The 26,078-nt window shown below is 70.0% G+C and carries 22 protein-coding genes and 1 pseudogene; 11 read left to right on the forward strand and 12 right to left on the reverse strand.

What is annotated here, in order from left to right; all coding sequences use genetic code 11:
• Positions 1 to 32: 32 nt before the first annotated feature.
• Positions 33 to 1,457, reverse strand: coding sequence for a class II fumarate hydratase (locus ACF1B9_RS05440; protein WP_391739203.1), 1,425 nt, complete (start codon positions 1,455 to 1,457; stop codon positions 33 to 35).
• A 141-nt stretch (positions 1,458 to 1,598) separates the two neighbouring features.
• On the opposite strand from ACF1B9_RS05440, the gene ACF1B9_RS05445 reads away from it, so the two are divergent.
• Positions 1,599 to 3,128: a ricin-type beta-trefoil lectin domain protein gene (locus ACF1B9_RS05445; protein ID WP_391739204.1), complete on the forward strand. Its 1,530-nt coding sequence runs from the start codon at positions 1,599 to 1,601 to the stop codon at positions 3,126 to 3,128.
• A gap of 121 nt (positions 3,129 to 3,249) precedes the next feature.
• Here ACF1B9_RS05445 and ACF1B9_RS05450 read toward each other — a convergent pair whose 3' ends face one another.
• Positions 3,250 to 4,617 carry an MFS transporter gene (locus tag ACF1B9_RS05450; protein WP_391739205.1) on the reverse strand — a complete coding sequence of 456 codons (1,368 nt, stop codon included), beginning with the start codon at positions 4,615 to 4,617 and terminating at the stop codon, positions 3,250 to 3,252.
• Between the two features lie 70 nt (positions 4,618 to 4,687).
• Here ACF1B9_RS05450 and ACF1B9_RS05455 point away from each other — a divergent pair, with 70 nt between their 5' ends.
• Positions 4,688 to 5,674 (forward strand): LuxR C-terminal-related transcriptional regulator, encoded by a 987-nt coding sequence (locus tag ACF1B9_RS05455; RefSeq protein ID WP_391739206.1) that lies wholly within the window; start codon positions 4,688 to 4,690, stop codon positions 5,672 to 5,674.
• 110 nt (positions 5,675 to 5,784) lie between these two features.
• On the opposite strand, the gene ACF1B9_RS05460 is transcribed toward ACF1B9_RS05455, so the two are convergent.
• The gene (locus ACF1B9_RS05460) at positions 5,785 to 7,452 is read right to left on the reverse strand and encodes a fumarate hydratase (protein ID WP_376275061.1); all 1,668 of its coding nucleotides are present in this window, start codon (positions 7,450 to 7,452) and stop codon (positions 5,785 to 5,787) included.
• Between the two features lie 185 nt (positions 7,453 to 7,637).
• Between ACF1B9_RS05460 and ACF1B9_RS05465 the strand changes: the two genes are divergently transcribed.
• Both ACF1B9_RS05465 and ACF1B9_RS05470 read left to right on the forward strand, forming a co-directional pair.
• Positions 7,638 to 8,303 (forward strand): DUF1707 domain-containing protein, encoded by a 666-nt coding sequence (locus ACF1B9_RS05465; protein ID WP_391739207.1) that lies wholly within the window; start codon positions 7,638 to 7,640, stop codon positions 8,301 to 8,303.
• A gap of 298 nt (positions 8,304 to 8,601) precedes the next feature.
• Positions 8,602 to 8,985, forward strand: a complete 384-nt coding sequence (locus ACF1B9_RS05470; protein ID WP_391739208.1) for a WhiB family transcriptional regulator — start codon at positions 8,602 to 8,604, stop codon at positions 8,983 to 8,985.
• Between the two features lie 158 nt (positions 8,986 to 9,143).
• On the opposite strand, the gene glpX is transcribed toward ACF1B9_RS05470, so the two are convergent.
• On the reverse strand, positions 9,144 to 10,175 hold the full coding sequence (glpX, locus tag ACF1B9_RS05475; RefSeq protein ID WP_376275067.1) for a class II fructose-bisphosphatase: 1,032 nt from the start codon (positions 10,173 to 10,175) through the stop codon (positions 9,144 to 9,146).
• Positions 10,176 to 10,317: 142 nt separating this feature from the next.
• On the opposite strand from glpX, the gene ACF1B9_RS05480 reads away from it, so the two are divergent.
• Positions 10,318 to 10,836: a DUF4245 domain-containing protein gene (locus ACF1B9_RS05480; protein WP_391739209.1), complete on the forward strand. Its 519-nt coding sequence runs from the start codon at positions 10,318 to 10,320 to the stop codon at positions 10,834 to 10,836.
• A gap of 128 nt (positions 10,837 to 10,964) precedes the next feature.
• Here the strand turns inward: ACF1B9_RS05480 and ACF1B9_RS05485 are convergent, their stop codons facing one another.
• The 4 genes from ACF1B9_RS05485 to ACF1B9_RS05500 all read right to left on the reverse strand — a co-directional run bounded on the left by ACF1B9_RS05485 (position 10,965) and on the right by ACF1B9_RS05500 (position 14,895).
• Positions 10,965 to 11,555 carry a malonic semialdehyde reductase gene (locus ACF1B9_RS05485; protein WP_391739210.1) on the reverse strand — a complete coding sequence of 197 codons (591 nt, stop codon included), beginning with the start codon at positions 11,553 to 11,555 and terminating at the stop codon, positions 10,965 to 10,967.
• 204 nt (positions 11,556 to 11,759) lie between these two features.
• Positions 11,760 to 12,017: an exodeoxyribonuclease VII small subunit gene (locus ACF1B9_RS05490; protein WP_391739211.1), complete on the reverse strand. Its 258-nt coding sequence runs from the start codon at positions 12,015 to 12,017 to the stop codon at positions 11,760 to 11,762.
• A 135-nt stretch (positions 12,018 to 12,152) separates the two neighbouring features.
• The gene (xseA, locus tag ACF1B9_RS05495; protein ID WP_351079480.1) at positions 12,153 to 13,367 is read right to left on the reverse strand and encodes an exodeoxyribonuclease VII large subunit; all 1,215 of its coding nucleotides are present in this window, start codon (positions 13,365 to 13,367) and stop codon (positions 12,153 to 12,155) included.
• Between the two features lie 79 nt (positions 13,368 to 13,446).
• A complete protein-coding gene (locus ACF1B9_RS05500) occupies positions 13,447 to 14,895 on the reverse strand; it encodes an APC family permease (RefSeq protein WP_391795892.1) in 1,449 nt (482 codons plus the stop codon).
• 48 nt (positions 14,896 to 14,943) lie between these two features.
• On the opposite strand from ACF1B9_RS05500, the gene ACF1B9_RS05505 reads away from it, so the two are divergent.
• The gene (locus ACF1B9_RS05505) at positions 14,944 to 15,933 is read left to right on the forward strand and encodes a 4-hydroxy-3-methylbut-2-enyl diphosphate reductase (protein WP_391739213.1); all 990 of its coding nucleotides are present in this window, start codon (positions 14,944 to 14,946) and stop codon (positions 15,931 to 15,933) included.
• Between the two features lie 67 nt (positions 15,934 to 16,000).
• Complete coding sequence (ppgK, locus tag ACF1B9_RS05510) at positions 16,001 to 16,765, forward strand: polyphosphate--glucose phosphotransferase (protein ID WP_391739214.1); 765 nt, start codon at positions 16,001 to 16,003, stop codon at positions 16,763 to 16,765.
• A 62-nt stretch (positions 16,766 to 16,827) separates the two neighbouring features.
• On the opposite strand, the gene ACF1B9_RS05515 is transcribed toward ppgK, so the two are convergent.
• The gene (locus tag ACF1B9_RS05515) at positions 16,828 to 17,433 is read right to left on the reverse strand and encodes a DUF6542 domain-containing protein (RefSeq protein ID WP_391739215.1); all 606 of its coding nucleotides are present in this window, start codon (positions 17,431 to 17,433) and stop codon (positions 16,828 to 16,830) included.
• A gap of 244 nt (positions 17,434 to 17,677) precedes the next feature.
• On the opposite strand from ACF1B9_RS05515, the gene ychF reads away from it, so the two are divergent.
• Both ychF and ACF1B9_RS05525 read left to right on the forward strand, forming a co-directional pair.
• Positions 17,678 to 18,766, forward strand: coding sequence for a redox-regulated ATPase YchF (gene ychF / locus ACF1B9_RS05520; protein ID WP_391739216.1), 1,089 nt, complete (start codon positions 17,678 to 17,680; stop codon positions 18,764 to 18,766).
• A gap of 399 nt (positions 18,767 to 19,165) precedes the next feature.
• On the forward strand, positions 19,166 to 20,584 hold the full coding sequence (locus ACF1B9_RS05525) for an ATP-binding protein (protein ID WP_391739217.1): 1,419 nt from the start codon (positions 19,166 to 19,168) through the stop codon (positions 20,582 to 20,584).
• Between the two features lie 22 nt (positions 20,585 to 20,606).
• Here ACF1B9_RS05525 and ACF1B9_RS05530 read toward each other — a convergent pair.
• The 3 genes and pseudogenes from ACF1B9_RS05530 to ACF1B9_RS05540 form a co-directional block, all read right to left on the reverse strand.
• Positions 20,607 to 20,890, reverse strand: a pseudogene (locus tag ACF1B9_RS05530) (IS481 family transposase); the annotation flags it as partial.
• Positions 20,891 to 21,077: 187 nt separating this feature from the next.
• Positions 21,078 to 22,235, reverse strand: a complete 1,158-nt coding sequence (locus tag ACF1B9_RS05535) for a hypothetical protein (RefSeq protein ID WP_391739218.1) — start codon at positions 22,233 to 22,235, stop codon at positions 21,078 to 21,080.
• Positions 22,236 to 22,335: 100 nt separating this feature from the next.
• Complete coding sequence (locus ACF1B9_RS05540) at positions 22,336 to 23,106, reverse strand: BTAD domain-containing putative transcriptional regulator (RefSeq protein WP_391739219.1); 771 nt, start codon at positions 23,104 to 23,106, stop codon at positions 22,336 to 22,338.
• Between the two features lie 135 nt (positions 23,107 to 23,241).
• On the opposite strand from ACF1B9_RS05540, the gene ACF1B9_RS05545 reads away from it, so the two are divergent.
• Together ACF1B9_RS05545 and ACF1B9_RS05550 are read left to right on the forward strand one after the other, a co-directional pair.
• Positions 23,242 to 23,742, forward strand: coding sequence for a hypothetical protein (locus tag ACF1B9_RS05545; RefSeq protein ID WP_391739220.1), 501 nt, complete (start codon positions 23,242 to 23,244; stop codon positions 23,740 to 23,742).
• Positions 23,743 to 24,566: 824 nt separating this feature from the next.
• The gene (locus ACF1B9_RS05550) at positions 24,567 to 26,012 is read left to right on the forward strand and encodes an ATP-binding cassette domain-containing protein (protein WP_391739221.1); all 1,446 of its coding nucleotides are present in this window, start codon (positions 24,567 to 24,569) and stop codon (positions 26,010 to 26,012) included.
• Positions 26,013 to 26,078: the final 66 nt, after the last annotated feature.

Raw genomic sequence — 26,078 nt, forward strand, 5'->3', positions numbered from 1 at the left:
GGGATGCCGCGGACCCGTTGCCGCGACGCGTGTCACGGGCGGGTCATGCGCAACACGTCCAGCGCCTCGTCGAGCTGCTCCACCGTGAGGTCGCCGCGCTCGACATATCCCGATTCCAGCACCACCTCGCGGATCGTCCTGCGCTCGGCCAGCGACCTCTTGGCGACCTTCGCCGCCTCCTCGTAACCGATGTACGTGTTCAGCGGGGTGACGACGGACGGCGAGGACTCCGCGTACTCCCTGGCGCGCTCGACGTTCGCGGTGATGCCGTCGACCGTGCGGTCCGCGAGCAGCCGGGAGACATTGGCCAGCAGCCGCACCGACTCCAGCAGGTTCTTCGCGATGACCGGCAGCATCACATTCAGCTCGAAATTGCCCGCCGCACCCGCGACGGCGACCGTCGCGTCGTTCCCCATCACCTGGGCCGCGACCATCAGGACGGCCTCGGGAACGACCGGATTCACCTTCCCGGGCATGATCGACGAGCCGGGCTGGAGGTCGGGAAGGCTGATCTCGGCCAGACCGGTGCGTGGTCCGGACGCCATCCAGCGCAGATCGTTGGAGATCTTGGTGAGCGAGACGGCGAGCGTGCGGAGCTGGCCGGACGTCTCCACGAGCCCGTCCCGGGCGCCCTGCGCCTCGAAGTGGTCCCTGGCCTCGGTGAGCGGCAGCCCGCTGGTGCGGGCGACCTCGGCGATGACGGCGGCGGAGAAGCCGGGCGGGGTGTTGATGCCGGTGCCGACGGCCGTGCCGCCCAGCGGCAGCTCGGCGAGGCGGGGAAGGGAGGCGCGCAGTCGCTCGATCCCGTACCGGATCTGCGCCGCGTAGCCCCCGAACTCCTGGCCCAGGGTGACGGGCGTGGCGTCCATCAGATGCGTACGCCCCGACTTCACGACCGTCGCGAACTCGGCGGACTTGCGCTCCAGGGCGGTCGCCAGGTGGTCCAGCGCAGGGATCAGCTCACCGGTGACGGCCGCGGTCGCGGCGATGTGGATGGACGACGGGAAGACGTCGTTGGACGACTGCGAGGCGTTGACGTGGTCGTTGGGGTGGACCTCGCGGCCCAGACGCTCGGTGGCGAGAGTGGCCACGACCTCATTGGTGTTCATGTTGGACGAGGTGCCGGACCCGGTCTGGAAGACATCGATCGGGAAGTGGGCGTCCCAGCGCCCCTCGGCGACCTCCTCGGCGGCCCCCTGGATGGCCAGGGCGATGTCCGGGTCGAGCACCTTCAGCTCGGCGTTCACCTTGGCGGCGGCCGCCTTGATCCGGGCCAGGGCCTCGATGTGGGCCCGCTCCAGGCGCTGTCCGGAGATCGGGAAGTTCTCCACCGCGCGCTGCGTCTGGGCCCGCCACCTCGCGTCCGCGGGCACCCTCACCTCGCCCATCGAATCGTGCTCGACGCGGAAATCCGTGCCGTCGGCGGGGGCCGGTGCGGGGGCCTGTGACTCGTCCATGGGTGCAACCTCCTGAAAAAGTTGAGCACTTGTCTTGTTCCTTCTATTCCCAAGTCGCCTACCGACCAGTAAATACCGGGGGTGCTGCATTTTCCCGGGGGACGACCCCCGTACCCCCATGCAGCAACCCGGGGAGGCGCAATGAGGCGCACCAGGCACAGACTTCGCTGTACGGTCGCGGCCGCCGCGGCCATGGCAGCGGCATTGGGCGGTACGGCCTTCGCCGCGGGACCGGCGGGCGCGGCGGACCGGTCCGGCACCACCACTACCGCATCCACCCCCCTGTCACCCGAACTGGAGGCCATCCGCGCCGCCGAAGCCACCCGGCTGTACGGCGACCCGGCCGAGCGTCCGCTCGCCGACCGCAAGACCGGGCTGATCTCGCTCGGCGACAGCGAGATCTCCGGCGAGGGCGTCGGCACGTACGAGGCGGGCACCAACGGTCCCGACAACTGGTGCCACCGCTCGCCCGACTCCGCCATCCACCGCACCGGCATCCCGGCCGACGTCACGTACAACGTCTCCTGCTCCGGCGCGTACACCGGCAACATCGCGATCGGCGGATCGAAGCAGTACGCCGACGAGCTCGTGCAGAGCGACAACCTCGCCATCAAGGCCCGCAACACCCGCATCAAGATGATCGTGCTGGTCGCCGGCGCCAATGACGACCTCCAGTTCGGCCCGGTCATGACGGACTGCGTCCAGCGCTGGGTGCTCTCCCAGGGCACCTGTCAGCCGAAGTACGAGGGCGGCTGGCAGGCGCGCGTGGACGGGCTCGTCCCCAAGGTCGAGAAGACGGTGCGTGACCTGAAGACCGTCATGTCGGACGCCGGGTACGCCACCGGCGACTACAAGCTCGTGGTCATGGGCTACCCGAGCCCGATCGGCCCGGACTTCTACGACAACCCGAACTTCCCCGGCAAGCTTCCCGGTGGCTGCGCCGGATACGACTCCGACGCCGCCTGGGGCCGTGACGTCGCGGTTCCCGCCTTCGAACGCGGAATGCGCAAGGCCGCCGCCGACACCGGAGCCGTCTACCTCGACAACTCCCGGCTCTTCCACGGCCACGAGGTCTGCAGCGACAACACCTGGGCCCGCGGCCTCTACATCGACCTGTCGCACTTCCCGCCGGACTCCAATTCCGTCCGGCAGTCCTTCCACCCGAACGCGCGCGGCCACGCGGCCTTCGCCTCCTGCCTGACCCAGATCTACAACTCGTCCCTGCGCGAGGCGAGCTGCGCCGACCCGGCGAGCACCGGACAGCCGGTTCTCCAGGCCGCGGCATGGGACGACGTCTTCAAGCCCCTGAAGAACGAGGCCACGGGCACCTGCGTGGACGTTCCCGCCTCGGTGACCCGCAACAACACCCGGATCGCCGGCTGGGACTGTCACGGCGGCCGCAACCAGGGCTGGTGGTACGACTCCGGCACGAAGAACATCCGTACCGAGCTGAGCCACGACCGGTGCCTCGACGTGCCGGGCGCCGGCTACAAGGCGGGCGCCACGCTCATCCTGTGGGACTGCTCGGGCGCGGCCAACCAGCAGTTCGTCAGGCAGTCCGGGACCTTGCGCCCGGCGGCCTCGACGGGGCTGTGCCTGACGCTCGCGGCGGCCAAGGACCCGCTGAGGCTGCAGAGCTGCGACGGCAGCGCGCAGCAGCGGTTCGCGTAGTCCGTACGCCGGTGCGGGGTGGGGCGGGGAGCGGATTCGGGCCCCCGCCCCACCCTTCCCGGCGTTGCCGGTCTTCCGGTGACCGTCTCAAGATTGGCTGAATACCGTCGTAGGCGAAGCCTCAGCGCACCTGCCCGTCGCGATCGGCGCCGGAGCGGGGAGCGGGGACACGACGCCCGCTCCGCAGCCCCCTCACCCTGATCAGGAACAGGACGGCGACCGCGATGGCCGCCCCGTGCGACCAGGCGACGACGGTCAGCGGGCTGTGGCTGTCGAGCGCCGCCGCGACCAGGATCATGCCGACGCCGAACCCGAGGTTCTCGACGGTCGCGGAGAGGCCGAACGCATGACCGCGCAGATCCGTGGGGAGCGTCTGCAGATGGGAGGTGTACGAGACCTCCGTGAGTCCGTCGGCCGCGCCCGCGACCAGTGCGATCACCGCCGTCGCCGCGTACGGGAACCCCGCGAACGCCAGGATGAACGCCCCGGACATCAGACATGTGCCGTACCCGAAACCCGGTGCCCCCACCGACCGCCCGGTGCGTGCGGCGTACCGCTGGACCAGCCGCTGGGCGACGACGTTCCCCAGCGCCCACAGACACCAGAACGCGCTGACGAACACGGCGGGGTGCGAGGCGTCGAGCCCGGCGGAGTGGACCGGCAGCGCTGCGTTGTGGGAGGACGAGCCGAAGGCGTCCACACCGCGCAGCACCACCATCAGACCGAGGCCGGGTGCGGCGGCGGACCAGAGAAACGCCCCCGGCAACCGCCGCCGTCCCGCCCCGGCCCCCTTCTTCCCCTCCTGCGGACGCCCGCCGGAATCCCCCTCCGATTCCGGCCGGGCGCCCTTCCCTCCGCCGCCGCCCGCGATCGGCAGCAGAGCCACCGTCACGGCGCAGACCACGAAGGTGGCCATGTCCACCACGAACGCCGCGGTGTAACCGACCAGCGAGACCACCACTCCCGCCGAAGCGAACCCCGCCACCATGGCCAGCGAACGCCCCGTGATGGAGAGGGAGTTCGCCCAGGACCGGCGGTCGTCGCCGACCATCTCGGGAATGGAGCTGCGCAGCGAGACCAGGAAAAGCGTTCCGCAGGCGCCGACCACCACGGAAACGGCCATCAACGCGGCCGAGCGCATCCCCTCCGGTGCGAGGACCAGCGACAGCATCACCGCCGCCTGCGCCGCATTCGTCCACAGCATGACGCTCTTGGCCGTGAACCGGGCGAGGAGAACACCGGCCGCGAGGCCGGCGACGAATCCGGACCCCAGACGCACGGCCATGAACAGGCCCATCGCGAGCGCCCTGCCCGTCGTTTCGTAGACGAACAGATTGAGCGCCACCATATTCAGGAAGGTGCCGTACGAGGAGAGCGAGTATCCGGCGACGAGGAATCGAAAACGGCGCTCGCCGCGTACCGCTTCGGGCCGATCGATGTCCGGCGCGCGGTCCGGCCGGTCGTTCCCGTGCTCGATGTCGTGCGTCACCGGCTCATCGTCACCGAGAGGCCGCGCTCGCCCATGGCCTGCGGACTGCACGAATGTAATCTGCATGGTTGTGAAGGACGATCATTCCGGCCCACGGGCGTGTGATTGCCGCGAATCGTCATCGGACCGTGTCTGCGACACGGCCCTCGCGGCCTATCGGCGCGCGCTCACGGAGGGAAGCCTTCCGGCCGACGACGTGCCCCGTTGTCTGAGCGGCCTTCATCTGATGGTGGAGGACCGGGACTCACCCGGGTACCTGATTCCCGTACCGCCCGAGACCGCCTCGTTCGACGCGCTCGGGCCCATCGAGGAGACGATCGCCCGGCAGCGTCGCACGCTCCGTTCGGCCCGCGCCGCGCTGGCCGTCTTCGAGGGCCTGTACGCCGATGTGCACCGGCTCGAACAGCCCGCCCTCACTCGGCTCTCCGGCGCGGCCGTCATCGGCAAGGCGCTCGACGCGGGCGTCGCCGGCTGCCGCGAGGAGGTCCGCACCGCCCAGCCCGGCGGCGGCCGTCCCGCGCATACGCTCGAGGTCGCGCTGCGCCGGGACCTGAGAAATCTGCGCAGAGGCATCCGGCAGCGGACGATCTATCAGCACACCGTCCGCTCGGACCGTACGACGCTCGCCTACATCGAGCGGGTGACCACCGAGGGCGCCGAGGTCAGAACGCTCGCCGAGGTTGTCGACCGGATCATCGTCTTCGACCGCAACCTCGCGTTCGTCCCGTACTCCGACGAGCCGCACAGCGCTCTGCGCATCCGGCACCCGTCGCTGGTCCGCTTCCTGGTCCGGCACTTCGACGAAGCCTGGGCCCGCTCGGTCCCGGTGCGGCCGGAACGCGTACCGTTGCGCACCCCCGTCGTCACCTCCGACCTGCAACGGGCCATCCTGCAGGCGGTCGTGGGCGGTGAGACGGACGAGTCGATCGCCCGCCGGATCGGCATGAGCCGCCGCTCCGTCGCGGAGCACGTGCGCAGGGTCTCCGAGCAGCTCGGCAGCAACAGCCGCGCCCAGCTCGGCTATCTGATCGCGACGTCGGGCCTGCTGGAGCAGTGAGAAGCGCCCACGGGGGCGCCCCGCCGTGATTCATCCGGCGGAACGCCCCCGCGGGACGCCGACTCCGTGCGCTTCGCGTACGTCGCCCGCGTCCCGTACGTCTCGACGCGTCAGGCGAGACCCGGACCCCGCACCGGAATGCTGGTGAACGTCGGCGCCGGAGCGGGCTCGGTGAAGAAGTCGTTGCCCTTGTCGTCGACGACGATGAACGCGGGGAAGTCCTCGACCTCGATCTTCCACACCGCTTCCATGCCGAGCTCCTCGTACTCGACGACCTCGACCTTCTTGATGCAGTCCTGCGCGAGGCGCGCCGCAGGGCCGCCGATCGAGCCCAGGTAGAAACCGCCGTGGGCGTCGCACGCGTCGGTGACCTGCTTGGACCGGTTGCCCTTGGCGAGCATCACCTTGGAGCCGCCCGCTGCCTGGAACTGCGCGACATAGCTGTCCATCCGCCCCGCCGTCGTCGGGCCGAAGGAGCCGGAGGCGTAGCCCTCCGGCGTCTTCGCCGGGCCGGCGTAGTAGACCGGGTGGTCCTTGAGGTACTGCGGCATCTCCTCGCCCGCGTCCAGCCGCTCCTTGATCTTGGCGTGCGCGATGTCGCGGGCCACGACCAGCGGGCCGGTCAGCGAGAGCCTGGTCTTGACCGGGTACTTGGTCAGCTCGGCGAGGATGTCGTCCATCGGCCGGTTCAGGTCGATCTCGACGACGTCACCCGCCTCGTCGAGGTGCTCGTCGGTGGTGTCGGGCAGGAAGCGGGCCGGGTCCTTCTCCAGCTGCTCCAGGAAGACACCCTCGGCGGTGATCTTCGCGGTGGCCTGGCGGTCCGCCGAGCAGGACACGGCGATCGCGACGGGGAGCGAGGCGCCGTGGCGGGGGAGGCGGACGACCCGCACGTCGTGGCAGAAGTACTTGCCGCCGAACTGGGCGCCGATGCCGATCTTCTGCGTCAGCTCGAAGACCTTCTCCTCCAGCTCCTTGTCCCGGAAGCCGTGGCCGGTGGGGGAGCCCTCGGCGGGCAGCTCGTCCAGGTAGTGCGCGGAGGCGTACTTCGCGGTCTTCAGCGCGAACTCGGCCGACGTACCGCCGACGACGATCGCCAGGTGGTACGGCGGACAGGCTGCCGTACCCAGCGAACGGATCTTCTCCTCCAGGAACTTCATCATGGAGGCCTCGTTCAGCACGGCCTTCGTCTCCTGGAAGAGGAACGACTTGTTGGCCGAGCCGCCGCCCTTCGCCATGAAGAGGAATTTGTACGCGCCGCCGTCGGTGGCGTACAGCTCGACCTGGGCCGGCAGATTCGAGCCGGTGTTCTTCTCCTCCCACATGGTGAGCGGAGCCATCTGCGAATAACGCAGGTTCAGTTTCGTGTACGCGTCGAAGATGCCGTGCGAAAGGGCCTCCTCGTCACCGCCCTCGGTGAGTACGTTCTGCCCGCGCTTGCCCATCACGATCGCGGTGCCGGTGTCCTGGCACATCGGCAGGACACCCGCGGCGGCGATGTTCGCGTTCTTCAGGAGGTCGAGCGCGACGAACTTGTCGTTGGACGACGCCTCGGGGTCGTCCACGATCCGCCGCAGCTGCGCCAGGTGGGCGGGGCGCAGGTAGTGCGAGATGTCGTGCATGGCCTCGGCGGCCAGGGTGCGCAGCGCCTCCGGGGCGACCTTGAGGAACGTACGGCCGTCGGCCTCGAAGGTGGAGACACCCTCGGAGGTCACCAGACGATACGGCGTGGTGTCCTCTCCCAGAGGGAGCAGATCGGAGTACGCAAACTCTGGCATTACGGCCATTCCTCACTCGGCAGACGGCGGCTGACCTCCCTTGGGCAGCGCACCCACCAGGGTAGAGCGCCGAACGGAGGCCGAAGCTGTGAGGTAAGGCTCAGTCCGGCGCCGGGGCACGGGCGACACGGCGGAGACGAGGCGGGGACTAGTCGCGATCTATCGCGTTTGGGTACGCTGGGCCGGTGGACCTCGAAAAGCACCCCCAGCAACCCTCCGCGGCTCCGGCGGAGCCGGCCGGTATCCGTGCCTCCGACGCGGACCGCGACCGGATCGCGGACATCCTGCGCGAGGCCCTGGCCGAGGGCCGGCTCACCGCCGAGGAACACGCCGAGCGGGTCGACTCGGTCTACCGCGCCAAGACGGTCGGCGAACTCGAACCGCTGGTGCGGGATCTGCCCGCCGCCGGAGGGGCTGCCCGCTCGGCCGCCATGCCCGGCGTCCACGGCGCGGAGGGCCCGGCGGGCCCCGCCGAGAATCTGGTGGCTGTCTTCAGCAGCTCCACCCGCAAGGGTCGTTGGCGGGTCGGGGGCCGTACGAACGCCTTCGCGCTCTTCGGTAGCGTGGAGATCGATCTGACCGAGGCGCTTTTCGGTCAGAGGCTCACGGTGATCAATGCGACCGCCATCTTCGGGAGTGTCGAGATCAAGGTTCCGGAGAACATCTCGCTGCGCGGCAGCGGCACAGGTGTCTTCGGCAATTTCGAAGTCGCCACACTGGAATCCGCGGACCCCGAGGCGCCCGTGGTCGTCGTCAACGGTTATTCGGTGTTCGGCAGTGTCGAAGCGAAGCCCAAGCGCGGGAAGTTCATCGCGGATCTCCAGGACCGGCTGCGTAAATACCTCGGCTGAGGGGCTCGGTCCGCGCTCCTTCGTACACTTCCGAACCGCTCCGAGCCGCTCCGAGCCGCTCCGAACCGTTTCGGACTTCTCCGGGCTTCTCCGAACCCTTTCGGTCTGCGCCGAAGTCCGTCGAAGTCCGCGTAAGCCCTTCGAAGCCCTTCCGAGCCCTTCGAAAACAAGCCAAATTCCTGACCGGACGCAATTTCGCACCCTGGAACCGAGTGCCACGCAGTGCATAGGCGTACGCACAGCGGGTAGGGACTGCTGCATCGTCTCTCGCACGCGAAGCCGTCGTCAGGAGTAGACCGTGCTGCAACTGTCGCATCAGCCCCTGCAGGTCGCCGCCGTTCCTCCCCAGCGCGCCCCCGCTCGGGAGGACCAGACCGGTCCCTGGCACTCGGAGGCGGTGTGCCGCCGGGACGAGGCCGGGCTGTTCTTCGCCCCGTCGAAGGAGCCGACTGCTGCCAGACTCGCGCGCGAGGAGTCCGCGAAGCGGGTCTGCGCGCGCTGTCCGGTGATGGTCGAATGCCAGGAACACGCCCTTATACAGCCGGAGCCGTACGGGGTGTGGGGCGGCCTCACCGCCGCCGAACGCCGCGTGGTGCTCGCCCGCCGGAGACGGCGCGAGATGGAGCTCAAGGCATCCTCCGCGTCCTCCGGAGTGACGGGCCGCATCGCCGCGGCGGGCTGAACGGCCGGCCGGGTGCCGGTCCGCGCGGGCGCGTAGCCGCCGTGCCCGTACGCGCGAAGAGGCGCCCCCACCGCACACGGGGGGCGCCTCTTCGCGTTCTCGGGGGATCCGCGTCGCGGATCCGGCTCCCGGGCCGGACCGGTCTTCCGGGACCGGGCCTACTTCGCGCGGTCGAAGTCGATGGCGCTGTAGGCACGCAGCTTCGACAGCCGGTGCGTCGAGTCGATCTTCCGGATCGTGCCGGACTTGGACCGCATGACGATCGACTCGGTGGTCGCCGTCTCCGCGCGGTACCGCACGCCGCGCATCAGCTCGCCGTCCGTGATACCGGTCGCGACGAAGAACACGTTGTCGCCGCTGACCAGGTCGTCGGTGGACAGCACCCGGTCCAGGTCGTGCCCGGCGTCCAGCGCGCGCTGCCGCTCGGCCTCGTCCTTCGGCCAGAGCTTGCCCTGGATGACACCGCCGAGGCACTTTATGGCGCAGGCCGAGATGATGCCTTCGGGGGTGCCGCCGATGCCCATCAGCAGGTCGACGCCGGTGCCTTCGCGGGCGGCCATGATCGAGCCCGCGACGTCGCCGTCCGAGATGAACTTGATCCTGGCGCCGGTCTCCCGGATCTCCTTGACGATGCCGTCGTGGCGGGGACGGTCCAGGACGACGACGGTGACGTCCTCGGGAGCGGAGTTCTTCGCCTTCGCGACACGGCGGATGTTCACCGAGACCGGCGCGTTGATGTCGACGAAGTCGGCGGCCTCCGGTCCGGTGACCAGCTTGTCCATGTAGAAGACCGCGGACGGGTCGAACATGGCGCCGCGGTCGGCTGCGGCCAGGACGGCGATCGCGTTGGGCATGCCCTTGGCGTTCAGGGTCGTACCGTCGATCGGGTCCACGGCGATGTCGACCTCGGCGCCGGTGCCGTCACCGACGCGCTCGCCGTTGAACAGCATGGGGGCTTCGTCCTTCTCGCCCTCGCCGATGACGACGACGCCGTTCATCGAGACGGTCGAGACGAGGGTCCGCATGGCCTTCACGGCGGCACCGTCGGCGCCGATCTTGTCGCCGCGGCCCACCCAGCGTCCTGCTGCCATGGCGGCGGCCTCGGTGACCCGGACCAGCTCCAGGGCCAGGTTGCGGTCGGGGGCCTCGGGGGAGACCTCCAGCTGAGACGGCAGATGATGCTCGGACATCGGAGCGCACCTTTCTGTACGACGACGACCGGAAGAGGGTGCTCTGACTCTATCGTCAGGTCGACAAAATGAGCAGACCGGGTCACTTTTGAGCGGCTGCCCCCCGAATCGGATCCAGTGGGTCTGATGCGACCATGGACCCGTGGCTAGCAAGCGAGGCAAGCAGACGGTGCGGGACATGTTCCTGTCGATGGCGGTGATCTCCGCCGCCGCGGGGGTTGTTTACATCTTCGTTCCGCATGACGAGAACGCCAACCCGGTCAAGCCGGTCGACTACCGGGTGGAGCTGCTGACGGCGCGGCGCGCGGCGCCCTATCCGGTGGCCGCGCCGGACGGACTGGCCAAGGAGTGGAAGCCGACCTCGGTCAGTTACGACCGCAAGGCCGGCAACAGCTGGCACCTGGGCTTCCTCGACCCGGAGGGCAAGTACGTCGCGGTGGAGCAGTCGACCTCGGCGGCGAAGAAGTACGTGACCGAGGTCAGCCAGGACGCCAGGGACACCGGGCGTACGCAGCAGGTCGCGGGCGAGAGCTGGCAGCACTGGAAGGGCGAGAAGTACGACGCCCTCGTGCGCCACGACAAGGGCGCGACCACCGTGGTCACGGGGTCCGCGTCGCCCGAGCGGCTGGCGGAGATGGCTGCCGCGCTCAAGACGTCCTGAGGGCCTGATGGCCGTGCGCGGGGCCACGCGGCCGCGCGCACGGCGTACGGAGCCCCGTGCATGGCGCACGGAGAAGGCCCTGGAGCCGTATCAGGTCTCCAGGGCCTTCTCCGTACGCGCGGCGACGATCAGACGGTCGTGACGACCTCGTCGTAGGCGAGGCGCGGCAGACGCGGGAACCAGGCGTCCTCGCCCGGCTTGCCGATGTTGACGACCATCAGCACGCTGTGGTCGCCGTCCAGGAACTCCTTCTCGATGCCCGCGGCGTCGTAGCCGGTCATCGGGCCCGCGGCCAGACCGGCGGCGCGGACGCCGATGAGGAAGTACGCGGCCTGCAGCGCGCCGTTGAGGGCGGCGGCCGACTCGCGGACCGGGCGCTCGGAGAAGAACGCGTCCTTGGCCTGCGGGAAGTGCGGGAGCAGGGCCGGGAGCTCCTCGTGGAACTCGTTGTCGGTGGCCAGGATGGCGACCAGCGGGGCGGTGGAGGTCTTCGGCTGGTTGCCCTCGGCCATGTGCTTCACGAGGCGCGCGCGGGCGTCGTCGGAGCGGACCAGGACGACGCGCAGCGGCGACTGGTTGAACGCGGTCGGGCCGTATTTGACCAGGTCGTAGATCGCCTGGACCTGCTCCTCGGTCACCGGCTCGTCGGTGAAGGTGTTGGCGGTGCGGGCCTCGCGGAAGAGGAGGTCCTGGGCGGCGGGGTCAAGAGCGAGGGACATCGTGCGTAATACCTTCCGGACGTACACGTGGATCAAGCAACGACGGCCACGGTACGGGAGAGGTAGGTTAACTTTCAACTAAAACTGGAGCGGAGTGACCCGTTCCACAGCATGGGCCTCTTGCGCCGCCGTCGACTCTTCTGTGCCGTCGACGGCTCCTCCGGTGCGGCGCCCGTCGTGGCTCTCGCGCACGGCCGGGCGGTCTCAGCCGTTGTCGGCTGCCGTGGCGGATTCCTCGGAGTCGGCCGGTCCCGCCAGGGCCGCGTCCAGCCTGGCGCGCGCGCCCTCCAGCCAGTGCCGGCACACCTTCGCCAGCTCCTCGCCCCGCTCCCACAGCGCGAGGGACTCCTCCAGCGTCGTACCGCCCGCCTCCAGGCGGCGCACCACCTCGATCAGCTCGTCACGGGCCTGCTCGTATCCGAGCGTGCCCGCGGCAGCCGCCGTAGTCCCGTCGTCCGTCATGCGCCCCACCCTACGTTCCGGCCCGCCAGGAGCCCTCGATCTCGTCCGTCGTCATCCGCGGGCCCGCCCTTCGAACCCGTCCGGCGCCCGCGCGCCGGGCATCCACCGTCCGGAGCGCCCCTGCCGCGCTCCTGCTCACTCACCGGCGACCCGCACCGCGAACTCGCCACCCGAGACCCGCGCACGGAGCACATCGCCCGCCGCCCCCGCGTCCGCGGGGGCCCGCACCACATGGCCGTCGGCCCGCTGCAGCACCGCGTATCCGCGCTCCAGCGTCGCCGCGGGCGACAGCGCGACCACCCGCGCCCGGGTGTGGGCGAGCTCCGAGTCCGCCCGGTCCAGCAGATGCCCCAGCACCCGCCTGCCCCGCCCGATCAGGGCATCGATCTCCGACGCCCGCTCGTCCACCATCCGCTGCGGACGCTCCATCGACGGGCGGCCCAGCGCATGCGCCAGCCCCCGCTCCTCCCGGTCCAGCAGCCCGCGCACGGTCCGCAGCGCACGGTCCCGCAGCTGTTGCACCCGGTCCAGCTCCTCGCCGACATCGGGCACGACCTTCTTCGCCGCGTCCGTCGGCGTGGAGGCGCGCAGGTCCGCGACCAGGTCGAGCAGCGGGGAGTCGGGCTCATGGCCGATCGCCGACACCACCGGCGTACGGCACGCGGCGACCGTCCGGATCAGCTGCTCGTCCGAGAACGGCAGCAGGTCCTCCACGCTGCCGCCACCCCGCGCCACGACGATCACGTCGACGTCCGGCAGGTCGTCGAGCTCCTTCACGGCCTGGACCACCTGATTGACCGCGTGCACCCCCTGCACCGCCGTGTTGCGCACCTCGAAACGCACCGCGGGCCACCGCCGTCGCGCGTTCTCCAGGACGTCGCGCTCGGCTGCCGAGGCCCGTCCGCAGACCAGTCCGATCAGCTGCGGCAGGAACGGCAGGGGCTTCTTCCGGTCGAGCGCGAAGAGCCCCTCCGAGGCCAGTGACGTCTTCAGCCGCTCAAGACGGACCAGCAGTTCGCCGATGCCGACCGGCCGTATCTCCGTGGCCCGCAGGGACAGCTGGCCGCGGGGCGCGTACCACTCGGGCTTGGCGAGGACGACGACCCGCGCCCCCTCCGTCACCACGTCCGCGATCCGGTCGAAGACCTGGCGGAAGCACGTCACGCTCACCGAGATGTCCTGCGACGGGTCGCGCAGCGTCAGAAACACCACGCCGGCACCGGGCCGCCGCGACAGCTGGGTGATCTGCCCCTCGACCCAGACCGCCCCGAGCCGGTCGATCCACCCCCCGATGAGCCGCGACACATCACCGACGGGCAGCGGAGCTTCCGCGGACGTTTGGAGAGCCATGCGAGCGAGCGTAACCGCCCCCACCGACAATCAGCCGTCCACGCCGACAGCCACGCGCTGTCGGCGCGACACCGCCCCCTCAGGCCGTGCGGCGCCCCCGCTGCAACACCAATACCACCAGCCCCACCGCCAACCAGCACACCCCCACCACCTGGGCGCTCGCGGTCGCCTCCACGATCACCGCGATCAGCACCCCCGCACCCACCACCGGCACCAGCACATGCCGCCACCAACTCGGCGGCCCCTCCATCCGGCGTACCGCGAACCAGCCGACCACCGACGCGTGCAGCAGCACGAACGCCGTCAGCGCTCCGATGTCGACGACCGACACCAGACGGTCGAGACCGTCGGCGCGCCGTGCCGCCCACACCGCCGCCACCAGCGTCACCGTCGCGGCCAGCAGGATCGCGATCCGCGGCACCCCGGACCGCGCGTCGACCTTGGACAGCAGCGGGGGCAGCCGCCGCTCCCTGGCCATCGCGAACAGCAGCCGCCCCGCGGCCGCCTGCCCGGCCAGCGCGGCGAACGCCGCTCCGATCGCCTTGCTGACCGCCACCAGATCGTGCAGCCAGGTCCCGACCGAGGAGTCCACCGTGTCGTAGAACGCCGAGCCCTGCGCGGCCGGATCGGAGGCCAGCTCCGCCGACGTCAGCGGCTCCAGCAGCGCCGCCAGATACCCCTGCGCCACGAACAGGACGCCTGCGAGCGCCAGGCAGAACAGCAGCGCCCGCGCGACCTTCGACGGGCCCCCCGTCACCTCCTCCGCGAACGAGGCGATCGCGTCGAAGCCCAGATACGACAGCACGGCCACCGACACCGCCCCCAGCACCGCCGACGCGGAGAAGCCGGAATCACCGGTGAACGGGGTCAGCCAGCCGCGCTGCGCCCCGCCCCGTACCAGCACCGCCACCGCCGACACCAGGAACACCAGCAGCACCATGATCTCCATCGCGAGCACCGCGAAACCGACCCGGGCGGCGGCCCGTACACCCCAGAGATTGAGCAGTGTGGTGACGACGACCGCGAGCGCCGTCCACACCCACCGCGACACCGAGGGCACGAGCGCGTTCAGCGCGATCCCGGAGAAGAGATAGGCGACGGCGGGGATGAGGAGGTAGTCGAGCATCGCCATCCACCCGGCGACGAACCCCGGTCCTTCCCCAAGCCCCCTGCGCGCGTACGCGAAGACCGAGCCCGCCAGCGGGGCCACGCGCACCATCTGGGCGTAACTGAAGGCCGTGAACGCCATCACGACGGTCGCCGCGACATAGACCAGCGCGACCGCACCGCCCGATTTCGCGTCGAGTGTGCCGAAGACACCGACAGGTGCCATCGGCGCGATGAAGAGGAGCCCGTAGACCACCAGATCGCGGAAGCCGAGCGTCCGCCGCAGCCTGCCCTTCTCCTGGTGCGCCCCGTTCGCCCCCTCCGCCTCCGTGACCCCGCCGCTGCCGCTGCCGCTGCCGCTGCCGCTGCCGCTGCCGCCGCCCGTCCCCGACATGAGCCCTCCGTTGAGTCGCGTACGCATCAGTCTCGCCACCCCGCCGATCTTCCGCGCGTCCGACGCGGCCTTACGATGGGACGCATGACTGCTCCGACACACCGCCGCGTCCTGCTCGCCGCTCCCCGTGGCTACTGCGCGGGCGTGGACCGTGCCGTGATCGCCGTGGAGAAGGCCCTGGAGCAGTACGGCTCCCCGGTCTACGTCCGCCACGAGATCGTCCACAACAAGTACGTCGTACAGACCCTGGAGAAGAAGGGCGCGATCTTCGTCGAGGAGACGGCGGAGGTCCCCGAGGGCTCGATCGTGATGTTCTCCGCGCACGGCGTCGCGCCGACCGTGCACGCGGAGGCCGCCGAGCGGAAGCTCGCCACGATCGACGCGACCTGCCCCCTGGTCACCAAGGTCCACAAGGAGGCCGTCCGCTTCGCGCAGGAGGACTTCGACATCCTTCTGATCGGCCACGAGGGGCACGAGGAGGTCATCGGCACCTCCGGCGAGGCCCCCGAGCACATCACGCTGGTCGACGGCCCCGAGGACGTCGCGGGTGTCGAGGTGCGCGACCCGTCGAAGGTCGTCTGGCTGTCCCAGACCACGCTCTCCGTCGACGAGACGATGGAGACGGTCGGCGCGCTCAAGGAGAAGTTCCCGCTCCTGGTCTCGCCGCCCAGCGACGACATCTGCTACGCCACGCAGAACCGCCAGATCGCCGTGAAGCAGATGGGCGCGGACGCCGACCTCGTGATCGTCGTCGGCTCCAAGAACTCCTCCAACTCCGTCCGCCTGGTCGAGGTCGCCCTCGGCGCGGGTGCGAACGACGCCCATCTGGTCGACTTCGCCGAGGAGATCGACGAGGCCTGGCTGGAGGGTGTCTCCACGGTCGGTGTCACCTCCGGCGCGTCCGTTCCCGAGGTGCTGGTCGACGGAGTCCTGGCGTGGCTCTCGGAGCGCGGATTCGAGGACGTGGAGATCGTCAAGGCGGCCGAGGAATCCATCACTTTCTCGCTGCCCAAGGAACTCCGCCGTGACCTGCGGGCCGAGGCCGCCGCACTCGCGGAGAAGTGACGACTGCGCAGCGACGGCTTCCCGCTCCGGGAAGTGAGCCGGGCCACCTGCCCGTACCGTGGATTGCATGCAGATCTTCGGCGTGGACATCGGCGGAACCGGGATCAAGGGCGCTCCCGTGGACCTGGACCGCGGAGACCTGGCGCAGGAGCGCCACAAAGTACTGACACCGCACCCGGCCACGCCCAAGGACGTGGCCGAGTGCGTGGCGGAGGTGGTCGGCCACTTCGACTGGTCCGGCCCGGTGGGCATCACGTTCCCGGGCGTCGTCACCGGCGGCTGCACCCGTACGGCGGCCAACGTCGACAAGGCCTGGATCGACACGGACGCCCGGGGCCTGCTCGGCGACAGACTCGGTCTGCCCGTCACCGTCCTGAACGACGCGGACGCGGCCGGCGTTGCCGAGATGGCCTTCGGCGCGGGGCGTGGCCGCAACGGGACCGTGATCGTACTGACGCTCGGTACGGGGATCGGTAGCGCCCTCTTCATCGACGGCAAGCTCGTCCCCAACACCGAGCTGGGCCACCTGGAGCTGAACGGCCACGATGCGGAGACGCACGCCTCCACCAAGGCCAAGGAGGACGAGGAGCTGAGCTGGCACCACTGGGCGCACCGGGTGCAGAGGTACCTCGCCCACGTGGAGATGCTGTTCTCGCCCGAGCTCTTCATCATCGGTGGCGGAGTCAGCCGCAAGGCCGACAAGTTCCTGCCCCTGATCGAGCACGTACGGGCCGAGATGGTGCCTGCGGAGCTGCAGAACAACGCGGGCATCGTGGGCGCGGCGATGTCGGCGGCGGGCACGGTGCAGGCGGCGGCAGCGGGTACGGCGTAGGCGGTGGCGGCCGCGGCGCACAGGACGGCTGCGCCCCGCCCCTTCCTCTGTTCTTCCCCCGGTCAGCGCTGGGGGTGGCGGGGCGGCTGTGCGGCCCGCGCCGTCTGTGCGGCGAGCTGCGTCCGACGCTGCCGCTGGCGCTGACGCATCAGCCGTACCTTCCGTACGGTTGCGATGAGCCCGGCGACGAGAGTGCCGCCGTACAGCCACCCGGCGTGCACGGCGAGTGCGGTGACGAGCGCCATGGTCTGGCCCGCGAAGCCGCTCGGGCCGCCGGAGATCGGGATGACTCCGACGGCGAACGCGATCGGCACGATGATCGGCGCGGTCACCAGGTCCGCGGGCCGCACCCACAGCGCGGTCAGCGCGCTGACCGGCAGGAACAGTGCGCCGAACACGGCAGACGAACCGTCCAGGATCAGCTGGTCGAGGCACGCCAGTACGAACATGGCGGCGGTGGCGAAGAGCCCGGCGCCGATACCGGTCAGCCGGGGGTTGGGCAGCCTGCGCAGTGCGAGAACGATGGGCGGCACCGGACGGGACCGGCCCTCCGGCTTCGTTTCCACCACCCGGTAGACGGCCGCGGCCTCGTCGATGGTGCCCTGCGGGGACAGCGGGGCCTGCCGAGACCGGCTGCGCTGCGGGGGACGTGTCCTGTGCTGCTCCACCGGGACAACGTAGGTCGCCGAACGGGAGGAAACGGGTGCGGGACACGCGCTTTGGGTGACCTTGGGGGTGAGTTCGATGCCACACGGCCGAACGGGAACCGATTCGTCACCCGGACCGAACCCGTGGTTACCCGGTTGCACCCGCCCGTAAACTGGAGAATCGGCCCACCCGGGCCGACGCCTTTCCACCCGCTCACCACCCCCGCCCCACTCCTCATTCCTCACTCCTCAGGAAGTCGCCAACGTGTCGCTCACGATCGGAATCGTCGGCCTGCCGAATGTCGGCAAGTCGACCCTGTTCAACGCCCTGACCAAGAACGACGTGCTGGCGGCCAACTACCCGTTCGCCACGATCGAGCCGAACGTCGGGGTCGTCGGCGTCCCTGACGCGCGTCTGAACAAGCTGGCGGAGATCTTCGGCTCCCAGCGGCTGCTCCCCGCGACGGTCGACTTCGTCGACATCGCCGGTATCGTCCGGGGCGCTTCGGAGGGTGAGGGCCTGGGCAACAAGTTCCTCGCGAACATCCGTGAGTCGGACGCGATCTGCCAGGTCATCCGCGCCTTCAAGGACGAGAACGTCGTTCACGTCGACGGCAAGGTCTCGCCCAAGGACGACATCGAGACGATCAACACCGAGCTGATCCTCGCCGACCTCCAGTCCGTCGAGAAGGCCGTCCCGCGCCTCACGAAGGAGTCCCGTCTCCAGAAGGAGAAGGTCGCGGTCCTCGCCGCGGTCGAGGAGGCCCAGAAGATCCTGGAGTCCGGCCAGACCCTCTTCGCCTCCGGTATCACCGCGGGCACGGAGAAGGGCAAGCTCCTCCACGAGTTGCACCTCCTCACCACCAAGCCCTTCCTCTACGTCTTCAACGTGGACGAGGACGAGCTGGTCGACGAGGACTTCAAGAACGAACAGCGCGCCCTGGTCGCCCCCGCCGAGGCCATCTTCCTCAACGCCAAGATCGAGTCCGAGCTGATCGAGCTCGACGACGACGAGGCCCTGGAACTGCTCCAGTCCATGGGCCAGGAGGAGCCCGGCCTCGCCACCCTGGGCCGCGTCGGCTTCGACACCCTGGGCCTGCAGACCTACCTCACGGCAGGCCCGAAGGAAGCCCGTGCCTGGACGATCAAGAAGGGCGCCACGGCCCCCGAGGCGGCCGGTGTGATCCACACCGACTTCCAGAAGGGCTTTATCAAGGCGGAGATCGTCTCCTTCGAGGACCTGGTCGAAACGGGCTCGGTCGCCGAGGCCCGCGCCAAGGGCAAGGCGCGCATGGAGGGCAAGGACTATGTGATGCAGGACGGGGACGTGGTGGAGTTCCGCTTCAACGTGTAGCGGGTGGCGAAACCGCTACATCGATGATCTGGCAAACATTCAGGTCAGAAGGGGCCCGGCCTTTCGAGGTCGGGCCCCGAGTCAGTTCGCGTGCTGGGATGGTGCTGGGATACCAGCGAGGTTCCCGTGCCGGCTCGTGGGCCGCAGCATTGGTGGGAGGGGTTGCGGGGCAGTCGAGCAGCCTGCGCTCACACTTCTTTGTTTGGCTGCGCCCAAGGGCGCGTTCGTCTGGATGCCGGCCCTGGCCCCTGCTGTGCGCGACCGGCCCGGTGCGGCACGGTCCTCGAAAAGCATGTCCATGACTCGTGATCACGAGCGGCAACTGGCGAGTCCGAGTGAACTTACTAACGTCTACGTTAGTAACGTCGTTGTTAGTATCATGCGTGGAGGTCGGCGGGCATGGTGAACTTTGTAGGTCGTCGGCAGGAGCTGGCGACGCTGGAGCGAGAGCTCCAGAAGGTGGCGGCAGGGGTTGGCGGGGAGCGGCCCGGTCGGTGCGTGATGTTGCGTGGGCGGCGCCGGGTGGGCAAGTCGCGGCTGGTCGAGCGGTTCGCGGAGCGCTCCGGGGCCCCGTTCTTGTTCTACGCGGCGACCGGTGCGTCCCCTAGAGATGATCTTGCACGGCTCGCCCGGGACGCCCAGGTATCGACGCTGCCGATGGCGCGGCTCGTGGCCGCCGCGCGACCGGAGAGCTGGGATGCCGCGTTCGATGTGCTGGCTGCGGCGCTGCCCGCCGACCGGGCGAGCGTGCTCATCATCGACGAGGTGCCCTACCTGATGGATGCCGATGGCGCCTTTGAGGGGATGCTGCAACGGGCCTGGGACCGGGTGCTCGAGACCAAGCCGGTGCTGCTGGTCCTCATCGGCTCCGATCTGTCGATGATGGAGGCACTGAACAGCTACGGACGGCCCTTCCATCAGCGCGGCCGGGAGATGGTGCTGGGACCGCTCAACCCCGCCGAAGTGGGGCAGATGCTCGGGCTCGATCCGGCGGAGGCCTTCGACGCTGCACTGGTCACCGGCGGGCTGCCGCTGATCTGCGCGGAGTGGCCGCACGGCGCAGGGCTGTGGGACTTCCTCGGCGAGGCGCTGAGCGACCCGGTCTCGGCCCTGCTGGTGTCGGCCGAGCGCTCACTGGTTGCCGAATTCCCCCCGCAGGCTCAGGCGCGTACGGTGCTGGCGGCCATCGGTAGCGGCGAGCGGACCTTCACCAACATTGCCCGTGCAGCCGGCGGAATCGGGGCCACGCCGCTGCAGCGAGCGCTGGAACTGCTTACGGACAAGCGGATCGTCGCCGCGGAGCTGCCCGTGTCGCTGCGTCCGTCGAAGGATCGCCGCTACCGGGTGGCAGATCCCTACCTGCGCTTTTGGCTGCACCTGCTCGGCCCCTCCATGGAAGAGATCGAGCGGGGGCGGGGTGATCTGAGCCTGGCGCGGATCCGGGACAGCTGGACCAGTTGGCGCGGCCGGGCGATCGAGCCGCTCATCCGCGACGCGCTTGCCCGGATACTGCCCGACGACCGGCTCCCCGCGGTCCGCGCAGTGGGGGGCTACTGGACCCGCACCAACGACGTCGAAATCGACATCGTTGGTGCGGACCGGGCTCCCATTGCCAAGGAGCTGATCTTCGTCGGCTCCATCAAGTGGCTGGAGCAGTCGCCCTTCGACCGGCACGACCTGGCAGCTCTCCATCGACACCGGGCCGCCCTCACCGATGAACCCGTTCCAGTCGTGGCGGTCTCGCGCAGCGGAGTCGACTGTCCGGGGCTCGATGCCGCCTACGGCCCCGGCGATTTGCTGACCGCTTGGCCGCTGTGAGCGGCGGATAGCAGGCGAGGAGCACTAGTTCGCCGGGTCGGTCGCGTTCGTAGCGGCGTATGACGCGGCCGGCTGCCCGGTCGAGGTGGGTCACTTGGCCAGGCCGAAGCGAGCCAGTATGCGTGCACTGTGGAGGGCGCCAGGCCCCAGCAGGTGAGCGATGCGGGCACGGCCCCACAGGCGTGCGAGGCGGACCTTGATGATCCGCCGCTCGGTGCGGGTCGGGGTCCGGCGTGGGCTGGTGCGCGGACGGCTTGACCGGTCCGCCATGCCTGACTCGCCGAACAGCCGGAACCGATCAGCCCAGCCTCTGCGACAGGCATTGCGCGACGGTCGACGGCGGTTGGCTGAAGAGTCCGCAGGACGCTCGCAAGCTTCCGTCGGAGCAGATTGGGCCGGCTCCTCGGGAGTCGGCCCTTGCCGCTTCCCGTGCTGGACAGGTGCTGGATCTTCTGACGTGCCGCCACCTGCGGGTCGAATGTGTCGCCGGGCTCTAGGCGAGCATCGGCTGGAAGGAGGAGTCCTCCTCATCGGGGCAGTGCGGGAGGAAGCCGTCGGGGACGGTGCGGGCCGCAGTGGTGAGGAGGCGGTCGAGGACTTCCCGTTCGGTGGCCGGGGGGAGTCCCAGGGCGGTGAGGAGACGATCACGGACCGCGGGGTGGTCCGGGTGGTCGTCGAGGTGGTCGGAGTTGAGGGCCGGGGGGCGGAAGCCGGCCAGGGCGTCGTGCCAGGACGGGAGGACGACGACGAGGGTCAGGGCCTCGGCCAGGGACTCGGCGATCAGCGAGGCCCGGCCCTCGGAGTCCGTGTAGAGGACGGGGCGGGGGTCGCCGGGGACGGCCGGGCCGCAGAGGTAGTGGGTGCCGCCCGCGTTGCAGCCGGCGATGGGCTCCACCGGGAGGCCGTTGGGCAGGGCGATCGGCTCGATCGGGTCGGTGCGGGCGAGGTCGAACTCGCCGTCGCAGGCCAGGTAGGAAGCGGCCTCGGAGTGTTCGGCGACCCTGCGGAGCAGGGCGTTGTCCGAGAGTGCTTCCGGGTTGAGGGCTGCGGCGATCGCAGGAGTGAGGGGGCGCCCGGCGAGGACATGGCGGACGGCGTCGAGAGGGACGGGGCGCTCGTAGTAGTCCTCGAAGTGAGCCTGGACCGCCTCGGGGGAACGGTCGGTGAGCAGGTGGAAGAGGAAACCGGAGCCGTCGGGGTCCTCGCTGCCGGGCGGGAAGGCGATGGCGGAGCCGGCGCGCCAGGCCGTGTCGCCGGTCTCCCGCCACAGGCAGACGGTGACCCGAGGGGCGTCGATGCCCTCGCCGTGGAAGGCGGGTTCATCCAGGATCGGACGCAGCGCGGCGGGGACTTCGTCGATGACGCCGGGCCAGACCCGCTCGTCATCCGTCGCGTACGGGCTCATCTCCGACTCGTGGTCGAAGCCGCGTATGAGCACCCCGGCCGGGGTGAAGAGGACGGAGAACTCGTCCCCCGAGCCGTTCTCCACCAGGGCTGCCTCTTCGCCGGGGCCCCAAGCCGTGTCGAAGGTGTAGCAGCAGAACTGCGGATCGCCGCCGAGCGTGGCGTCCAGGACGGCCAGCGCGCGCAGGTGGGCGCGGAGGTCGGCGGGGTCGGGAAGGAGTGCGGCGGTCTCGTGCACAGTGCTCATGGCGCCATGAAAGCAGCCGCTACTGACAACCCGGCGCAGCCGGTGCGGACAATGGGCTCCATCCCTGCCATGCCGGGTGGGTGCCAGACGCGGCGGTGCGTCACACGGCGCCGAGGGCGCCACAGCGGAAGATACGGCGGTCCACGGGAATGCCCCGCAGGATCGCCTCGCGCAGATCCTGCAGCTCGCGGCTCAGATCCAACCCCAGCCGCGCGGTCATTCGGGTTCGCGCCGCGGACAGCACTCGCAGCGCATTCGCGCGACGGCCGCACTCGTAGAGCGTGGCCGCACGGAAGGCCAAGAACATCTCGTGTTCCGGATGGTCCTCGGTGAGCCGCGCGAGGTCCGCGGCGAGCGACCAGTAGTTACGCAGTTTGAACTCCGCCGCGACACGGAGCAGTTGCGCCGAGAGCAGCAGTTCGTCGAAAGCGGTGCCGACACCTGGGCGTGTCCGCTCGGATGCGACGTCCTCCAGCACCGCCCCCCGCCACTCGGCCAGGGCGGACGAGGCGAGTCGTGAAACCTCGTGCGGCTCGGTGCCACGCTGAGCCAGGTCGACCAGCCGAGTGAAGCGGTGCAGATCCACCAGCTGCGGATCGCCGGTCAGGGCGTACGTCGAACCGCTCCGCACCAGCCGCACCGACCCGTCGCACCCGCCCTGGCGAAGGCTCGCCCGCAGCCGGCAGACATGCACATACAGATCGGCCCGGGACGGCGGGCGTTCGTCCTCGTCCGACAGCAGATCGATCAGCCGGTCCATCGGGAGGGGCCGGCCCATCTCCAGCAGGAACAAACCCAGCAGCAGACGCTCGCGGCGGCGACCGATGGCTCTGGGGCGTCCGTCGACGGACCACTCAACTCTGCCCAGCACTCGAAAATGCGACCCCGTGGCAAGCATGGCGCAATCCTGCTCAGCTCGTCATGTTCCTGGCAAGGTCTTGGCATCCTTCCGACAGGCCTCACCTATCACACTGCTCTCCCGTGCAACCGGCCAGGGGGTCGCAACTTGCCTTACGTCATTGCGGGTCTGGTGCTCGTGGGAGCCGTCGCCCTGCTCAACCTCGTCCTGCTCATGGTCATCCTGCGCCGCTGGCAGGAGCTCGCAGCCGTACGCCGACGCGACGACTTCGCAGCCCAGGGGCCGCAACCCGGAGACGGACTACCGGACTTCACCGCCACCGCGCTCAGCGGCCGGATCCTGACCCAGGACGACTCCTGCTCCGGGGAGCTGCTGCTGGGCATCTTCTCCCACGACTGCCCGTCCTGCACCGACAGCCTGCCCGACTTCACCGAACGGGCCGACCGGGCACGGGCGGCAGGCGGCCGGGTCCTGGCCCTGGTGATCGGCGCCGAGGCCGGGGAGAGCAGCCTGACCGCCCAACTCGTCGGTCCGCGGGGGCGCCCCCGCACTCGCGCTCGCCGCCGCCGTCGCCGTCTATTCACCGCGTTCGCCGTCTTCACCGACGACCTCGCCTCCTTCTTCTCCGCCCGCGCCGGCCAACGCTGAAAGGACGATCACAGAGTGAACTACGCCATCAGCGGCCTCGCCCTTCTCGCCGCGGTCACCCTCGTCAACGCCCTCCTCACCTTCGCGGTCACCAAACGCTGGCGCGCCACGATGGCCGCCCCCGCCCCGGCCGCCCCCGCCCCGGCCGCCCCCGCCCCGGCCGCCCCCGCCCCGGCCGCCCCCGCCCCGGCCGCCCCCGCCCCGGCCGCCTCGGCCCCGGGCCCGCCGGCCCTCGCCGTACGCGAAGGTGACCACACCCCCGCCTTCACCTTGCACACCCCCCGGGGCGAGGTCGGCGAATCCGCCCTGGCCGGCCACCCCGCCCTCATCTGTTTCCTCCGCCCCGACTGCGGGCCCACCAGGGAAAGCCTCCCCGAGATCCAAGGTGGGCCGAGGCGAACACCCCGTCGGGCGCGCGTCTCGTCGCCGTCATCAACGGACAGCCCACCGAAGCCGGCCCCCTGCTCGAAGCAGTCGGTCCGCTCACCGAACTCACCGCCACCGAACCCCCGGACGGTCCCGTCGCCGACGCCTTCGGCGTACGCCACCACCCCACCTTCGTCCTCCTCGACGCCGACGGGACCATCACGGAGACAGGCATCGGCCAAGGTTCCCTGCCCGCGCTCGACCTCCTCACCGCATGAGCGGGCACCCCACCTCCCGCACGGCCGAATTCCTGCGGGGTCTCACCGCCGTACTCGCCCTCACGCTGCGGTCCTGCCCCGGGGCCCTCGCCGTCCGCGTCGCCACCGTCGTCATCGCGGGTACAGCCCCCGTAGCCGCATCCTGGCTGCTCAAGTACGTGGTCGACAGCCTCACCGCGGATGAGTTCCGCGCCTCGGACCTCAATGGGGCCGCGGCCGGAATCGGCCTGCTCACGTGCAGCACTCCAGGGCGCCCAGGGAGTCCTCACCCTGGCGGGCTTCCTGGGAAGTCTCCTGCTCATCAGCCCCATCCTGGCCGCCGTCCTCGTCGCCGCGGCCGTCCCGGCCCTCTTCGCCCACCTGGCCAACAGCCGGCATCGCGCGGACATGTTCTGGCGCACCAGCAACCTCGCCCGCCGCCAGATCTTCTACCGAGGGCTCCTCACCGATACTCAAGCGGCGAAGGAGATCCGCCTCTACGGCCTCGGTGGCTACTTCGCGCAGCGCATGCGTACCGATCTCGACAGCATCAACCAGCAGGAGGAACGCCTCGACCGCCGCCTCGCCACCTACGAGACGGCCCTCGCCGTCCTCGGAGCCGGCGTCTCCACCGGCGCACTCGTCTGGGGCGTGCACCAGGCAGCCACCCACGCCCTCACCGCCGGTGACGTGTCCCTCCTCGTCGCCGCCCTCGCCGGCATGCAGACGGCCCTCGTCGGCCTGGTGGGGTGCATCGCCCAAAGCCACCAGACGGCCCTGCTGTTCAGCCACTACCTGCATGTCACCCAGGTCCCGGACGACCTCCCCGCCCCGGCTGCCCCGATCGCCCCACCGCCTCTGAGCCACGGCCTCGAACTCCGGGACGTCTGGTTCCGCTACACCGACGACGGACCGTGGATCCTGCGCGGAATCAGCCTGACCATCCCGCACGGCACCAGCCTGGCCGTCGTCGGTCTCAACGGGGCCGGCAAGAGCACCCTCGTCAAACTGCTGTGCCGCCTGTACGACCCGCAGCGGGGAAGCATCCACTGGGACGGCATCGACCTCAAGGACTTCCCGGCGGACCAACTGCGCCGACGAGTCAGCGTCGTCTTCCAGGACCCGATGGAGTACGACCTCACCGCCGGCGAGAACATCGGCCTCGGTGACCTCGGCTCCCTCCACGACCACGGGCGCATCCACGCCGCCGCCGACGCGGACATCCACACCGCCCTCGCCCGCCTTCCACAGGGGTACGACACCATGCTCAGCCGGATGTTCTTCGCCGACGACACCGAGGACACCAGCCCTGGTGTCCAGCTGTCGGGCGGCCAGTGGCAGCGCCTCGCGCTCGCCCGGGCCCTGATGCGTTCCGAACGGGATCTCATGATCCTCGACGAACCCAGCACCGGCCTCGACGCGGTCGCCGAACGCCACGTCCACGACCGGCTCACCTCACTCCGAAGCTCATCGGAACTGTCCTGCTCCGCCTGCGGGCCGCTGCGCCTTCAGGTGCGCGCTCTTCGCTTCCTTCCTGAGGCCGGGACGCACCGCACCGGGACGGTGCTGGGACGGGCAGCGTCGGAATGGCACCGGTGCAGGTGGCAGCTCTGTGCTTCCGTAGGGGACGGGTGCTGGGTGTTGTGACACGCGTCAGGAGGGATCTTCCGAGGTCCGGCCTGCGGCTCGGACGGGAAGACGCCCGTCCGTCGC

The sequence above is a fragment of the Streptomyces sp. NPDC014727 genome, assembly GCF_043083485.1.
Lineage (GTDB): Bacteria > Actinomycetota > Actinomycetes > Streptomycetales > Streptomycetaceae > Streptomyces.